Source organism: Corynebacterium bouchesdurhonense (assembly GCF_900078305.2).
Lineage (GTDB): Bacteria > Actinomycetota > Actinomycetes > Mycobacteriales > Mycobacteriaceae > Corynebacterium > Corynebacterium bouchesdurhonense.
The window spans coordinates 266,751-279,294 of record NZ_LT546026.1 but is presented as its reverse complement, the minus strand read 5'-3'; the positions used below and the strand labels follow the sequence as shown (position 1 = coordinate 279,294).

Here is a 12,544-nt window from a genome sequence, read left to right as displayed (position 1 = left end):
GCCGCGTACCCGGCGACACACGAAAGGACGCACCTGATGGGCGCATTCGACTGGTTCTGGAAGGCCATGGGCTCCACCGCCGAGCGCAACAACAAGAAGTCCCGCGGGGTGGTTGCCGCCGCCCACGAGCTGATCCCCGCCCTCGAGCAGCTCGATGACGCGGCGCTCGCTGCCGAGGTCCGCGCGACGGTGCGCGGGGGAGAGGTGGCCGACAAGCCGAGGTTCCTCGCGGGGCTCGCAGTTGCTTCTCGACGCACCCTTGGCATGCAGCCGTTCGAAGTGCAGAACCAAGCTGTCCTGCGCCTGTTGGAGGGCGACGTGATCCAGATGGCCACCGGCGAGGGCAAAACCCTGGTGGGCGCGATGGCCGCCGCCGGGTACGCCCTGACCGGCAAGCGAGTGCACGTGATCACGGTGAACAACTACCTGGCTGCCCGCGATGCCGAGTGGATGCGCCCGCTGGTGGAGTTCTTCGGTCTCAGCGTGGCCCCCGTGACCGAGTCCTCCACGCGCGACGAGCGGGTGGCGGCGTACCGCTGCGACATCGTTTACGCGCCGGTGACGGAGATCGGCTTCGACCACCTGCGCGACAACCAGATCACCCGCCGCTCCCAAGCGGTGCAGGCGCCCGCTGACGTTGCGCTGGTGGACGAGGCGGACAGCGTGCTGGTGGACGAGGCGCTGGTGCCACTCATCCTCGCCGGGTCCGAGGGAGCGCAACAGGCGACCGGGCAGATCACCGCTGCGGTGTCCCAGCTTGCGGAGGGCAAGGACTACACCATCGACGCGGAGGGACGAAACGCGTTCCTCACCGACGAGGGCGCGGCCAAGGTGGAGAGGCTCCTGGGCATCGACTCGCTCTACTCAGATGAGCACATCGGCACCACCTTGGTGCGCGTGAACCTCGCGCTGCACGCCAAGGCGCTGCTGATCCGCGACGTGCACTACATCGTCGCCGACGGCAAAGTGGCGCTCGTGGACGCCTCGCGCGGGCGCGTCGCCGAGCTGCAGCGCTGGCCCGACGGGTTGCAGGCGGCGGTGGAGGCCAAGGAGGGCCTGGCCGTGTCCGAGGGCGGGCGCATCCTGGACTCGATCACACTCCAAGCCCTCATGCGCCGCTACCCGGTGGTGTGCGGCATGACGGGTACCGCGGTGGAGGCGACGGACCAGCTGCGCAGCTTCTACGGCCTGCACGTCTCAGTGATCGACCGGGCAAACGAGTTGCGCCGCTTCGACGAGGCGGACCGCGTCTACGCCACGGTGGGGGAGAAGAACGCAGCGATCGTTGAGGAGATTGCGGCCATCCACGCCACGGGCCAGCCCGTCTTGGTGGGCACCCACGACGTGGCCGAATCTGAGGCGCTGGCAGCGGCGCTCGAGGCACGCGGCATCGCGGTCAACGTGCTCAACGCCAAGAACGACGCCGAGGAGGCGCGCATCATCGCCGAGGCGGGGGACACGGGGCGCGTCACCGTGTCCACGCAGATGGCCGGCCGCGGTACCGACATCAGGTTGGGCGGGGCCGACGAGGCCGACCACGACGAGGTGGCCGCGCTCGGCGGGCTGGCGGTGGTTGGCACTGCGCGCCACCGCACCGCGCGCCTGGACAACCAGCTGCGCGGGCGCGCCGGCCGCCAGGGCGACCCTGGCCTGAGCCTGTTCTTCGTCTCCCTGGAGGACGACATTGTGAAGGTGGGCGGTGCGGGCGAACAGGTCACCGCCCACCCGGATCCGGACGGGTGCATCGAATCAGGCCGCGTGCAACAGTTCATTGAGCACTGCCAGCGGGTGACGGAGGGCCAGCTTTTAGAGATCCACTCGCAGACCTGGAAGTACAACAAGCTGTTGGCGGACCACCGCGACATTCTCGACGAGCGCCGCGCAGCGCTCCTGGACACCGACACCGCGTGGTGCGAGCTTGCCTCCCGCAATCCGGCGCGCGCGGCTGAGCTGGAGCACTTGCCTGACGACGTCAAGGAGCAGGCCGCCAGGGACATCATGCTCTTCCACTTGGACCACGAGTGGTCCGAGCACCTGGCGCTGATGGATGATGTGCGCGAGTCCATCCACCTGCGCGCCATTGCGCGCGAGACGCCCATCGACGAGTACCACCGCATCGCCGTCCGCGAGTTCAAGGACCTAGCCAACCGGGCGGTGGACGAGGCCGCCGACACCTTCGCCGCGGTGAACATCGATGAAGGCGGCGCCCACCTGGAGGATGCCGGGTGGAAGCGGCCGAGCTCGACGTGGACGTACATGGTCTCTGACAACCCGCTGGCCGGTTCCGGCAACTCCGTGATCAGCGGCATCGGCAACATCTTCCGCTAGGGGTTAAGATGGCGGGCGATTAATTTTCTTCACCCTCGAGTTGCTTGGAGGTAGCGATGAGCGAGAACACCGGCACTCCGCAGAGCCAGGTCGAGACGACCTCGGTCTTCCGCGCGGATCTGCTCAAGGAGATGGAGTCCGGGGCGGCCGCCGCCCAGGATTCCGCACCCAGCGCGGAGAACCTGCCCGAGGACGCGGCGCTGCTGGTGGTCAAGCGCGGCCCGAACGCCGGGGCTCGCTTCCTGCTCGACCAGGACTGCACCACGGCCGGCCGCCACCCCGAGGCGGACATCTTCCTCGACGATGTCACGGTCTCCCGCCGCCACGCAGAGTTCCGCCGCAAGGAGGACTCCTTCGAGGTAGTGGACGTGGGTTCCCTGAACGGCACCTACGTAAACCGCGAGCCGCGCAACTCCGAGACGCTCTCCGACGGCGACGAGATTCAGATCGGCAAGTTCCGCCTCGTCTTCATTTCCGGCAACAAGTAGCGGCGCGCGCCTGCCCGGCCCGCTACACTCGTATCCCAGTTCTGGGGCTCGGCGGCCCCGGCGGCCCCAGCGAGAACTGTGGGCCGATTCCCCAACCTTCAACCTCGAGGAAAGATTGAGCTAAGACCCGTGAGCGCTATCCGTAAGACCGCCCCCGCTGCGCGCCCTGCCGCCAAGACCATGTCCATCGGCGTGGTGCTCGAGCGCCTGCGCGAGGAGTTCCCCGACGTCACGGTCTCCAAAATCCGCTTCCTCGAGTCCGAGGGGCTCATCACCCCGGAGCGCACGGCCTCGGGGTACCGCCGCTTCACCGACGACGATGTTGAGCGCCTCCGCTACATCCTGGTCACCCAGCGCGATAACTACCTGCCGCTGAAGGTAATCCGCGAACAGCTCGACGCGATGGATTCCGGCAAGGTGGCCGCCGTGATCACCGAGGCGGCCCCCGTGGTCAAGCCGGAGACCTTCCGCGCGTCTGCACCCGTCCGCCTGACCGATACGGAGCTGGCCCAGCAGGCCAAGGCCGAGGACACCGATGTAGCCGAGCTGATCAAGGCTGGCATGCTCACCCCAGACGCGTCCGGCCTGTTCGGCCCGGACGACGTGCACATCGTCGCCACCGCCGGCGCCCTGAAGGAGTTCGGCTTCGAGGCGCGCCACCTGAAGTCCATGCGCACCGCCGCCTCCCGCCAGGCGGACCTGGTGTCGCAGGTGACCGACCCGGTGGCCCGCTCCGGTAAGGAATCCGCGCGCCAGGAAGCCGAGGAAATGGCCCAGCAGATCTCTGCCCTCGTCGTCTCGCTGCACGCCGCGCTGGTAAAGAACGAGCTGCGTAGCGGCCTTGCCCGCTAGCGCCCCGATGGAATCCGTCAACCTCCTCGGTGTGTTCCCGGTCGGGCCCGAAAACTTTCTCTGCGCACTCCTCGATTGGGAGGGTCGCGGCCGCGTTGTGCCTGTCTGGCTGCCGCCTGTAGAGGGCGCACAGCTGGCCGCCCGCCTGGAGGAGTGGTCCCCGCGACGCCCTTCTGCCCACGACGCAATGGCGGAGATGATCGCGAACGCCACTTCGGGCGCGGTCGGCATCAACATCACCAGCTACCACAGCGGGGTATTCGTGGCGGAGCTTTTGCTTGAAGACGGCACCTCGGTCGACCTCCGCCCCTCGGACGCGCTGATCATGGCGGCCATCCTCGACGTGCCCCTCCAGGCCGAGGAGGCTGTGCTGCAGCAGGCGTCGATGTACCTCTCCTCGAGCGACGCTCTGGACTACTTTGGCGTCGAGCTTGCGGAGCGGTCTCACGATGAGGGGGCCGGCGGCCCCGAGAGCGGGGGAGCGCGCGACCAGGTTACGGAAGACTTCGTGGAGTTCATGCGGGAGCTTGGGGTGGACGAAGACTCGTTCGGCGAGTTCGGCGAAGCCTAATGTTAAAGTTGAGGTTGAGAGTTCGGCGTGTTGCGTAGGTGACGCTTGACCTGCGGTCTACGCTGGCTTTAAATATCCACTAGACCGTCTGGTAAACACCACTGGAGTAATTACGTGAGCACGAACACTTCCACCACCCCCGCCGGCGGCACTGAGTCCCCGGTGCAGGAGTCGCTGTTCGATATCGGCCCCTCCGACGAGGTGGGTTACCGCGTCCCCATCGCGTGCCAGGTTGCAGGCATCACGTACCGTCAGCTGGACTACTGGGCGCGCACCAACCTGGTCCGCCCCTCCATCCGCGGCGCCAAGGGCTCCGGCTCCCAGCGTCTGTACTCCTTCAAGGACATCCTTGTCCTGAAAATTGTCAAGGGCCTGCTCGACACCGGCATCTCGCTGCAGAACATCCGCCTCGCCGTGGACAAGCTCCGCGACCGAGGCGTGAACGACATCGCCGAGATCACCTTGGTGTCCGACGGCGTGACGGTGTACGAGTGCCGCAGCAACGAGGAGATTATCGACCTCCTCAACGGAGGCCAGGGCGTGTTCGGCATCGCCGTGCCCCAAATTATGAAGGAGCTCACCGGCACCATCTCCGCGTTCCCCTCTGAGCGCGTGATCGAGGACGCCGAGCCGGACAACATTGTCGGCATCGACGAGCTGGCGGCCCGCCGTCGCCGCAAGACCTCCTAGCCCTGGACCCCGGCGGCCGCCGCCACCGCCGCGGCCAATGCCTCGCCGGTATCCGCTTGCCGGCTGGACGACGCCACGCTTGCCAGCGCGGCGTCCTGCTGACCCTGGCCCACGTGCACCACGGCGATCACCGTGCCGGCCGGCGCCGCCTGAACCGCGCTTCTGAATGCAGCGTCGTCCCCCGCGTCCGCTGTGCCCGTAGTGATCACTACGATGCGCCCGGGGCCATTCATGGATGCGGCCGCGGCCTCGACCGCCTCGCGGGTGAGCGGCACACCGCCGGTGAGGAAGCGCTGCACCGCCGCCTGCACCTGGGCCGCATCCGGCGTCATGTCGACGTTGGGGCGGTACCCCTGCGTCACGCCCGGTGTGAGCGGGGAGGAATAGTTCCACAGCGCCACCTGCCTGCCGGCGGCGCCAACTTCGCGCGCGACCGCGGATACCGCGTCCTTGGCCGGCTGGATGTACGGAGCCATGGCATCGGAGGTGTCGAGGAGGAACAGGGTGTCAAGCGGCTGCTCGCTCGCCGGGAGCGCGGCGGGCAGCGGGGCGTTCGGGAGGGCCGCGGCCCAAACCTCCTCGGCCACCACGGGCTGCTCGGGCGCGCCCGAGCCCGCCTCCTTGAACCGTTCAGCGGCGAAGCGGGCGAAGTCCTGACCGGCGCGCGACTGGTTCTCATCCACCGCGTCGCCGCTGCTTAAGGGGATCGCTGCGTACACCACCGACGCGGCCAGCGGGCGGAACGAGAGCCCGGCCGGAGCGTTGAGCTCGGATGTGGCCAGGTAGTCCCCGCCCGAGGCGTCGAAATCCGCACTCGCGTCGAGGCGCTGGTTGGTCAGCGCTGCTACGGCCGGGGCGTCCGAATCGGCGAGGGCTGCCGCCGTAATCGCCGAGCTCTCCGGGGTGTCGGCGGGGAAGCGCACCTTATCTAGGGGTACGTCCTCACTCGGCTCATCGCCGCCGGCTAGGCCCACCATGTCTGCGTAGGCCGCCGCCGGCTCCGCCACGGCGGCCGTGCGGTGGGCCTGGGCGAGGCGTTGCTGGGTCACTGCAGTGTCCGGCGCGAGGTAGACGGCTGCGTCCGTCAACGAGGCGGTGTATTCCGGGTTCACGCAGTAGTCGCGCACCACGGGGGCACTGTCCTGGTACGCGGCAATCAGCTCGCGGGCGACGGTTTCGTTCGTGGCCGCGACGGGTAGTTCCAGCTCTCCGGAGACGCACGTGCGGGGCGCCGCCTCGCCGGAACCATCCCCGCCGCGCGCCGCGAGGAACCAGGTCAGGCCACCCAGCAGCACCACCACCGCCGCGAGGGCGAAGACGGCGCCGCCGGAGAGGGCGTAGTTGTTCTTCCCGTTCGAGTGCCTACCCATACCGAGGCATCTTATCGCTTTAAAAGGTCGGTCAAGAGCTCCACCAGCCGGGCGCGGATCGGCTCGGCGGCGGCCGCGAGCTCCCGTTGGCGCGCCACGTACGTGGCCTTGCCGTCCGGCGTCTCCACCGGCACCACCTCGAAGCCGAGGCCCCGGCAGTCGTACGGCGAGGCCTCCATGTCTAGCCGGCGGGCCTCCACGGCCAGCTCGAAGGCGTCCAAGAGCAGCTCGCCGGGCACCACCGGACCCATCTTGGCCGCCCACTTGTACAGGTCCATTGCCACGTGCAGGCACCCCGGCTGGTCGTGCTCCGCCTGCGAGGCTCGGTGGAGCACCGTCAGGTTCAGCGGCGCGGCGGCGGGGGTGAAGAAGCGGTAGGCGTCGAAATGGCTGCACTTGAGCTGGTGCGACTCCACCACCCGATTGGTCCCGTCTCGCCCCAACCGCAGCGGCAGGTCGTGGCGGGGCTCACCCCGGTACACCATCGCCCACTCGTGCATGCCGAAGCAGTCAAAATGCGCCTGCCGGCCCGCGGTGGCCTCGAGCAGATGCAGGATCCGCTCCATATCGTCGCGGCGCTTGGCCAAAAAGCCGTCCGCGTCGAAGCGTACGGTGCCGTCGCCGGCCGTGACGTAGTGGGGGTAGGAGCTGTGGGGTGCATCGGGGGCGTCGGCAAGCAATGCCCCAAGCCCCGGATGCCACCGCTCGAGCTGGCTCGCGCGCACGGGGTAGTAATCGAAGAGGAAGTCCCACACCGGGTGGTGCTCGCCGCGCGTGCGACGCTCGCGGTGGGGGCGGGTGTAGCGCTGCGCGCGGAGCAGGTGCTTGTCGACGGCCCTCTGCCACGCCCCCCGCGAATACCTCGCGGGGCTACTGGGCTCACTCGGACTCATGCGTCCAGTCCGCCACCGTACCCACGTACTCCTCGATGATGTCCTCGAGCGCGGCCACACCCACCAGCTCGCCGGCGACGCGGACCTGGGCCATGTGGGCGGAGCGGCGGTGCATGCTGGTCAGCGCGTCATCCAGTGACTGGCTGCCGTCCACAATGCTCAGCGGGCGGATGCGGGAGACGGGCACCGCCGGGTCCTCCTCGTCCGACTCCATGAGGTCCAGGATGTCTTTGACATGGACGTAGCCCATCAGCACGCCCGGCGCGCGCTCGACGGGGAAGCGGGAGTAGCCGGTTTCGCGCACCGCGTCCTCGATCTCTGAGAGGCGGATCCCGCGCGGGTGGTAGGGGATGGTCTTGACGTTGTCCAGCGGGATCATCACCTCGCGCAGGGAGCGGGAGTCCGTGCGCAGAGCGTTAGCCAGGCGGGCGGTCTCCTCCGCGTCCAGCAGGCCCTCCTCGCTGGACTCGCGGATCATGGAGGCCAGCTGCTCCTGGTCCACGGTGGACTCCAGCTCGTCGCGCTGCTCAATGCCGAAGGCCTTCAGGGTCTTGCGGGCGAACCAGTTGAGGAACTCGATGATGGGGCGAGTGGCCTTCATCCACACGGTGAACGCCGGGATGAGCAGCATGGCCATAGTTTCCGGCCCCGCGATGGCGATGTTTTTGGGCACCATTTCGCCGAAGAGGATGTGCAAGAACGAGATGATGATCAGGGCGAGGACGAAGGAGACGGGGTGCAGTAGCTCGGGTGGCAGGTTGGCCGCCTCGAACGGCACCTCGATGTAGTGCGCGATGGCCGGCTCCGCCACCTTGCCCAGGATGAGCGAGGCGACGGTGATGCCGAACTGGGCGCCGGCCAGGTAGATGGAGAGGTGCTCGATGGCGTAGAGCACGTCTTTGGCGCCCGTCTTACCTTGTGCGAGCATGGTTTCCAGGCGGTCCTTGCGTGACGAGACGAGCGCGAACTCGGTGCCCACGAAGAACGCGTTGACGGCCAGCAAGGCCACGATCAAAAGGACGGCGGTGATGATGTTCATCGCGTCTGCGCCTCCTTTTCCTGTGCGGTCTGCGCTGTCTGGGCGGCTTGCTCGTCGGTGACCGGGGTGAGGATAGCGCGCTCGATGCGGCGCTCGTCCATCTCCGTCACGCGGGCGAGCCACGCGCCCCCGGCGCGCGCAGCCAGCTCCTCCTGGAACGTGGCGGCCTCGCTCTGCGGCAGCTCCACCTTGTCTCCCAGGCGGGGGATGCGGCCGAGGGAGGCCATGATCAGGCCGCCGAGGGTCTCGTACGGCCCGTCCGGGGCGGTGTAGCCGGTGCGCTCTTCCAACTCGTCGAGGCGCACCAGTCCGGCCACCTCCCACGAGGTGCCGAAGCGCTGGAAGTCGCGCTCCGACTCGCGGTCGTCGTACTCGTCGTACACCTCGCCGAGGATCTCCTCCACCACATCCTCGATGGTGACAAGTCCCTGGGTGCCGCCGTACTCGTCGGCGATCAGCACCACCTGCGAGCCCGCGGAGCGCACCCTGTTCAGCACAGCGTCACCGTCGAGGGTGCCGGGCACGAACGGCACCGGGCGGGCGAGCGACGCAACCGCGGTGGTGGCGCGCTCGTGGCGGGGCACCGAGAAGGCGTCCTTGATGTGGACCACGCCGATCGTGTCGTCCAAATCGCCGCGACGCACGGGGAAGCGGGAGTGGCCGCTCTCGCGGGCGAGGGAAATCAGATCCGCCACGGTGTCCTCCGCGTCGAGCGAGTCGATGGTGGAACGCGGCGTCATGACCTCCTCCGCGGTGGTCTCGCCGAAGCGCAGCGAGCGGTCGATCACGGCGGCCGTGTCCGCGTCTAGGCCGCCAGCCTCGGCGGAGTTGCGAACCATCGCGCCCAGCTCCTGGCCGGAGCGGGCGGAGGCCAGTTCGTCGGCCGGCTCGATGCCCATCTTGCGCACCACCCAGTTTGCCGACGCGTTGAGGAAGTTGATGAACCACTTAAACACGCGGTTGAAGGCGGCCACCGGCGGCACCACAAAGCGGGCGGTGGCCAGCGGCTCGGTGATGGCGATGTTCTTGGGCACCAGCTCGCCGAACACCATTGAGAGGAAGGTGGCCACGATAAGGGCGAGGATGAGGGCCACCGTGGTGGAGGCGGTTTCTGGCAGGCCAACCAGCTCGAGCAGCGGCGTGAAGTACCTGCCCAACACCGGCTCGGCGAGGAAGCCGGAGGCCAGCGTGGTCAGCGTGATACCGAGCTGCGCGCCGGAGAGTGCGAAGGAGAGGTTGGCGTGGTTGTGCGCCACCGCCCGGGCGGCGGCGTCGCCCTTCTCGCGCACGTGGGCCTCCACGGTGGAGCGCTCCAGGCCGGTCATAGCGAACTCGATGGCCACGAACAGGCCCGTCGAGGCGGTGAGGAGAATGAAGCCCAGCAGGGCGAGAATGGAGAAGAATATGTCCATCGGTTCCAGTTCGGCGCGTTAGCGCTGTGAGCTCCTCTTCCTCGGTGTGCCGCCGCGGCCCGCCCCACCCCGCCTCGGGCGGCGCCGCGCTCCGCGGGCGCTGTTGCCCGCCGGTGCGTTGGCCGGCTGCCCCGGCGGCGGCAGCGGGTCGCCTGCGGGTGTACGTGCCTGCGTAATCTTAACCAACTCGGCCGACATCGGGGAGACGCGAACCACCTCCGCGTCCACGCCAGCCTTGCGAAGCAGCTGGTCCACCTCCTTGGTCTGCTCGTCGGTGACCAGGGTGACCACGGTGCCGGAGGTGCCGGCGCGGGCGGTGCGCCCGGCGCGGTGCAGGTAGGCCTTGTGCTCCGCCGGCGGGTCCACGTGCACCACCAGCGAGACGTCGTTGATGTCGATGCCGCGCGCCGCGATGTCCGTGGCCACCAGCACTGGGGTCGAACCGTCCGCAAAGCCCTCGATAGCCCGCGTGCGCGCGCCCTGGCCCTTATCGCCGTGCAGCCCCTGCGCGTTGACGCCAACGCGCCGCAACTTCTTCACCTGCCGGTCCACCCCGTGCTTGGTGCGCATAAACATGATGGTCTTGCCCTCGCGAGCGCCGATCTCCAGCACCACCTGGTTCTTCGCGTCCCGGTCGCCCACGCGCAGCTGGTAGTGATCCATCGTGTCCACCGCCGCCTCCGCGGGCGCCGTGGAGTGGGTGACGGGGTTTCGCATGTAGCGGTGCACAAGCTTTTCGACGTCCCCGTCCAACGTCGCCGAAAACAGCAGCCGCTGCCCATCCTTGGGCGTGAGGTCCAGCAGCTTGCGCACCTGGGGGAGGAACCCCATGTCCGCCATCTGGTCCGCTTCGTCCAGGGCGGTGACCTCAACCCGGTCCAGGCGGAGCTTGCCTTGGTTGACCAAGTCCTGGGCGCGGCCGGGCGTGGCCACCAGCAGGTCTACCGGGGAGGCGAGGGCGCGGATCTGGCGGTTGATGTTCACCCCGCCCACCACGTCGACGACGCGCAGGCCCAGCGCCGCCGCCGGCTCGTCAAGGCGCTCGCGGATCTGGGCCGCCAGCTCGCGCGTGGGCGCCAACACCAGGCCGCGGGGCGAGCCCGGGGTGGACGGGGCGCCGGCGAGGCGGGCGAGCATCGGCAGGCCGAACGTGAAGGTTTTGCCCGAACCGGTCGGCCCGCGGCCGAGCACGTCCTTGCCCGCCAGCGCGTCGGGGATCGCCGCCTCCTGGATGGGGAAGGGCTCCGTGATCCCCTGCCTGTTCAGCACACTGACAACGTCGCGGGGCAGGCCGAGATCGGCAAAAGAAGTCATTGCGACGATCTTACAGCCAGCCCGGCTCAGGCTGGGCTGGGGTTGGGTGCGAAGGGTGCGTCGACAAGCAAGGAAGCTCTAATACGACAGCTCCTCGCGCTCACCGGACCACGTGGTGTGGAAGGTGCCCTCCATGTCCACGCGGCGGTACGTGTGCGCGCCGAAGAAATCGCGCTGGCCCTGAATAAGGGCGGCCGGGAGGCGCTTGGAGCGAAGCGAGTCATAGTAGGAGAGGGAGGAGGCGAAGACGGGCACCGGCAGGCCCAGCTGGGTCGCGGCGACCACCACGCGGCGCCACGAGTCCACCAGGCCCTTGGCAAGCTCGCCCGCGAAGTACGGGTCAAGCAGCAGCGACGGCAGATCCGGGTCGCGCTCGTAGGCCTCGGTGATGCGGTTGAGGAACTTCGCGCGGATGATGCAGCCCCCGCGCCAAATGCGCGCCAAGTCCCCCGGCTTCACGTCCCAGCCGTGCTCCTGGGAGCCGGCGTTGATCTCATCGAACCCCTGCGCGTACGCCACCAGCTTGGAGGCGTAGAGCGCGCGGCGGACGTCCTGGACGAACTGGTCGCGGTCGATGCCGAGGGATTCCAGGGTGGCCAACTCGCCGGCAGGCAGGCCCGCCTTCTGCGCCGCCTCGCGCTGGGCGAGGGCGGAGGACAGGGCGCGGGCGAAGACGGCCTCGCCGATGCCGGTGACCGGCACGCCGAGGTCCAGGGCCTCCTTCACCGTCCAGCGGCCGGTGCCCTTCTGACCCGCGGCGTCCACGATGACGTCGATGAACGGCTGGCCCGTTCGGGCGTCGACCTGGCGCAGCACCTCCGCGGTGATCTCGATGAGGTACGAGTCAAGGTCGCCCTTGTTCCACTCGGTGAAGATGTCCGCGAGCTCCGCCGGCTCGATGCCCGCCCCGTAGCGCAGCAGGTGGTAGGCCTCGCCGATGACCTGCATGTCCGCATATTCGATGCCGTTGTGCACCATCTTGACAAAGTGGCCCGCGCCGTCCGGGCCGATGTGGGTCACGCACGGCACGCCGTCCACCTTCGCCGCGATGTCTTCCAGCAGCGGGCCGAGAGTCTCCCAGGACTCCGCCGGACCGCCCGGCATGATCGACGGGCCGCGCAGGGCGCCCTCCTCGCCGCCCGAGATGCCGGCGCCGACGAAGTGGCGGCCCTTCGCGGCCACCTCGCGCTCGCGGCGGATGGTGTCCGTGAACAGGGCGTTGCCGCCGTCGATGATGATGTCGCCCTCGTCCATCGCGGCGGCTAGCTGGTCAATCACCGCGTCGGTGGCGGGGCCCGCCTGCACCATGATGATGGCCTTGCGCGGTCGCTCGAGCGACGCAACGAAGTCCTCGATCGTCTCCGAGGGGATGAAATTTCCCTCCGCGCCGTGGGCCTCCATCACGGCGCGGGTGCGCTCGGGGGAGCGGTTGTAGATGGCCACGGTGTGGCCCTTCGAGGCGAAGTTACGGGCAAGGTTTGAGCCCATCACCGCCATGCCGACAACACCGATCTGAGCGAGCTGGTCCTCGTTGCGTTCTGCAGTCATACTGCGGATTCTACCGGGGCTGCACCCGGGGCAAGCCAC

At 68.5% G+C, this 12,544-nt stretch carries 11 protein-coding genes; 5 read left to right on the top strand and 6 right to left on the bottom strand.

Annotated features, from left to right (window positions below):
- The first annotated feature begins 36 nt into the window (after nucleotides 1–36).
- The 5 genes from secA2 to BN4252_RS03485 all read left to right on the top strand — a co-directional run bounded on the left by secA2 (nucleotide 37) and on the right by BN4252_RS03485 (nucleotide 4,929).
- Nucleotides 37–2,328, top strand: a complete 2,292-nt coding sequence (gene secA2, locus BN4252_RS03505; protein ID WP_066525735.1) for an accessory Sec system translocase SecA2 — start codon at nucleotides 37–39, stop codon at nucleotides 2,326–2,328.
- Nucleotides 2,329–2,384: 56 nt separating this feature from the next.
- On the top strand, nucleotides 2,385–2,816 hold the full coding sequence (odhI, locus tag BN4252_RS03500) for an oxoglutarate dehydrogenase inhibitor Odhl (protein WP_066525732.1): 432 nt from the start codon (nucleotides 2,385–2,387) through the stop codon (nucleotides 2,814–2,816).
- A 180-nt stretch (nucleotides 2,817–2,996) separates the two neighbouring features.
- Nucleotides 2,997–3,668: a transcriptional regulator FtsR gene (ftsR, locus tag BN4252_RS03495; protein ID WP_066525895.1), complete on the top strand. Its 672-nt coding sequence runs from the start codon at nucleotides 2,997–2,999 to the stop codon at nucleotides 3,666–3,668.
- A 7-nt stretch (nucleotides 3,669–3,675) separates the two neighbouring features.
- Complete coding sequence (locus tag BN4252_RS03490; protein WP_066525726.1) at nucleotides 3,676–4,239, top strand: bifunctional nuclease family protein; 564 nt, start codon at nucleotides 3,676–3,678, stop codon at nucleotides 4,237–4,239.
- A gap of 114 nt (nucleotides 4,240–4,353) precedes the next feature.
- The gene (locus tag BN4252_RS03485) at nucleotides 4,354–4,929 is read left to right on the top strand and encodes a MerR family transcriptional regulator (RefSeq protein WP_066525723.1); all 576 of its coding nucleotides are present in this window, start codon (nucleotides 4,354–4,356) and stop codon (nucleotides 4,927–4,929) included.
- On the opposite strand, the gene BN4252_RS03480 is transcribed toward BN4252_RS03485, so the two are convergent.
- The 6 genes from BN4252_RS03480 to gndA all read right to left on the bottom strand — a co-directional run bounded on the left by BN4252_RS03480 (nucleotide 4,926) and on the right by gndA (nucleotide 12,505).
- Nucleotides 4,926–6,299, bottom strand: coding sequence for a vWA domain-containing protein (locus BN4252_RS03480; RefSeq protein WP_066525718.1), 1,374 nt, complete (start codon nucleotides 6,297–6,299; stop codon nucleotides 4,926–4,928). The genes BN4252_RS03485 and BN4252_RS03480 overlap by 4 nt on opposite strands.
- Before the next feature lie 11 nt (nucleotides 6,300–6,310).
- Nucleotides 6,311–7,192 (bottom strand): 3-methyladenine DNA glycosylase, encoded by an 882-nt coding sequence (locus tag BN4252_RS03475; RefSeq protein ID WP_066525713.1) that lies wholly within the window; start codon nucleotides 7,190–7,192, stop codon nucleotides 6,311–6,313.
- Nucleotides 7,179–8,231: a hemolysin family protein gene (locus tag BN4252_RS03470; RefSeq protein WP_066525707.1), complete on the bottom strand. Its 1,053-nt coding sequence runs from the start codon at nucleotides 8,229–8,231 to the stop codon at nucleotides 7,179–7,181. The genes BN4252_RS03475 and BN4252_RS03470 overlap by 14 nt, the downstream gene beginning before the upstream one ends.
- The gene (locus BN4252_RS03465; RefSeq protein WP_066525704.1) at nucleotides 8,228–9,643 is read right to left on the bottom strand and encodes a hemolysin family protein; all 1,416 of its coding nucleotides are present in this window, start codon (nucleotides 9,641–9,643) and stop codon (nucleotides 8,228–8,230) included. Before BN4252_RS03465 ends, BN4252_RS03470 begins: the two co-directional genes overlap by 4 nt.
- An 18-nt stretch (nucleotides 9,644–9,661) precedes the next feature.
- Entirely contained in the window at nucleotides 9,662–10,957 is a 1,296-nt protein-coding gene (locus tag BN4252_RS03460; RefSeq protein WP_066525702.1) for a DEAD/DEAH box helicase, read from the bottom strand.
- A gap of 78 nt (nucleotides 10,958–11,035) precedes the next feature.
- Entirely contained in the window at nucleotides 11,036–12,505 is a 1,470-nt protein-coding gene (gene gndA, locus BN4252_RS03455; protein WP_066525699.1) for an NADP-dependent phosphogluconate dehydrogenase, read from the bottom strand.
- Nucleotides 12,506–12,544: the final 39 nt, after the last annotated feature.

Excerpts from the sequence above, each read along its gene's own strand:
- BN4252_RS03465 (WP_066525704.1), bottom strand. The coding sequence starts at position 9,643 with ATGGACATATTCTTCTCCATTCTCGCCCTGCTGGGCTTCATTCTCCTC.
- BN4252_RS03475 (WP_066525713.1), bottom strand. The coding sequence starts at position 7,192 with ATGAGTCCGAGTGAGCCCAGTAGCCCCGCGAGGTATTCGCGGGGGGCG.
- BN4252_RS03490 (WP_066525726.1), top strand. The coding sequence starts at position 3,676 with ATGGAATCCGTCAACCTCCTCGGTGTGTTCCCGGTCGGGCCCGAAAAC.
- ftsR (WP_066525895.1), top strand. The coding sequence starts at position 2,997 with ATGTCCATCGGCGTGGTGCTCGAGCGCCTGCGCGAGGAGTTCCCCGAC.
- gndA (WP_066525699.1), bottom strand. The coding sequence starts at position 12,505 with ATGACTGCAGAACGCAACGAGGACCAGCTCGCTCAGATCGGTGTTGTC.
- secA2 (WP_066525735.1), top strand. The coding sequence starts at position 37 with ATGGGCGCATTCGACTGGTTCTGGAAGGCCATGGGCTCCACCGCCGAG.
- BN4252_RS03480 (WP_066525718.1), bottom strand. The coding sequence starts at position 6,299 with ATGGGTAGGCACTCGAACGGGAAGAACAACTACGCCCTCTCCGGCGGC.
- odhI (WP_066525732.1), top strand. The coding sequence starts at position 2,385 with ATGAGCGAGAACACCGGCACTCCGCAGAGCCAGGTCGAGACGACCTCG.
- BN4252_RS03460 (WP_066525702.1), bottom strand. The coding sequence starts at position 10,957 with ATGACTTCTTTTGCCGATCTCGGCCTGCCCCGCGACGTTGTCAGTGTG.
- BN4252_RS03470 (WP_066525707.1), bottom strand. The coding sequence starts at position 8,231 with ATGAACATCATCACCGCCGTCCTTTTGATCGTGGCCTTGCTGGCCGTC.